This is a genomic window from Rhizobium sp. PDO1-076 (assembly GCF_000247475.1).
In the GTDB taxonomy this organism is placed as follows: domain Bacteria; phylum Pseudomonadota; class Alphaproteobacteria; order Rhizobiales; family Rhizobiaceae; genus Allorhizobium.
The window spans coordinates 1-1154 of the sequence record NZ_AHZC01000296.1; the positions used below are offsets into that span (position 1 = coordinate 1).

Genomic DNA, 1154 nt, shown 5'->3' on the forward strand with positions numbered 1-1154 from the left:
GGCATCGAATGCGACGGGGCGACGTATCACCGATCGGCCACCGCCAGAGACCGCGACAAGGTCCGTGAACAAGTGTTGAGAGGTCTCGGCTGGAACATACTCCGCGTCTGGTCGACCGATTGGTGGTTCGATGCCACAGGCTGCGCCGAGCGGCTTCATGGCAGCCTGGAGGCCCTATTGGAGGAGAGCCGGGCACGTCGTACTGCAGAAACAGAAAGCGCTGTGACCCGTTGGGATATGGGACACGAGGTTGAAGGGACCGAAGAAAATCGTATCGACGATACTACAACGTCCGTTGAGCCGATCGTGTTGCCGCCGGTCGCCTTCGAGACTGAACGCGTTTCTGCGGAGGCGCGGCCACTGTCCAGCGAGCCTCAAACTCTGGAAATGCCACCCACTCCCACCTTGACCGGCGACAAAACTTCGAACGAGCGGGGATACAAGGTCACCGATCTTTCCAGTTTCCGAGCCGAGCCAGATCAGTTTTTTGAATTTGGCTATCGCGATACCCTGCGCAGGATGATCGAGGCAGTCATCGAAACCGAAAGCCCGTTGCGCGCAGACATTCTTGCCCAGCGTATATCCCGGGCGCATGGCTGGTTGCGCACGGGCGGGCGGATCCGGGAGCGGATAGATCTCCACCTCCGCGGTTATGACACGACAAAGGAGTCGAGCGGCGAATTCATCTGGAAGGTGGGCACCGTTTCAAAGATCATGCCCTATCGGCAGCCGACCAGCGAGGAAGCGCGCAGGTCGATCGCCGATATACCGCTTGCGGAACTCGCCTCCGTCGTCTCCGACAATCCAGATCTGCTGGATCAGCCAGATCCGACGCGTGATCTGGCGCGGCTGCTTGGTGTCGAACGCCTTGCTGCTGTTTCCCGCTCACGGCTGGACGAAGCACTCGCTCTGGCGCGGTCGCATGTGTCAACCACCCAACCATTCGAGTAGCCATGTTCCGGTTCATCCATTCCAGCGATCTTCATCTCGGAAAGCGTTTTGGCAATTTCGCGGGCGACTTGCCCGGCCGTTTACGTGAAGCAAGACACGACGTCATCGCGCGGCTTGCACAGCACGCCCGTGAGCAAAACGCCACGACGGTGCTGCTCGCAGGTGATACCTTCGATACCGAGACCCCCGCGCCTCACGTGAGA

At 59.9% G+C, this 1154-nt stretch carries 1 protein-coding gene and 1 pseudogene; both read left to right on the forward strand.

Annotated features, from left to right (window positions below; all coding sequences use genetic code 11):
• Positions 1 to 951, forward strand: a 951-nt coding sequence (locus tag PDO_RS15330; RefSeq protein ID WP_007603652.1) for a DUF3320 domain-containing protein, incomplete at its 5' end; no start/stop codon positions are given.
• Positions 952 to 953: 2 nt separating this feature from the next.
• Positions 954 to 1154 (forward strand): annotated as a pseudogene (locus tag PDO_RS27280) (metallophosphoesterase family protein); the annotation flags it as partial.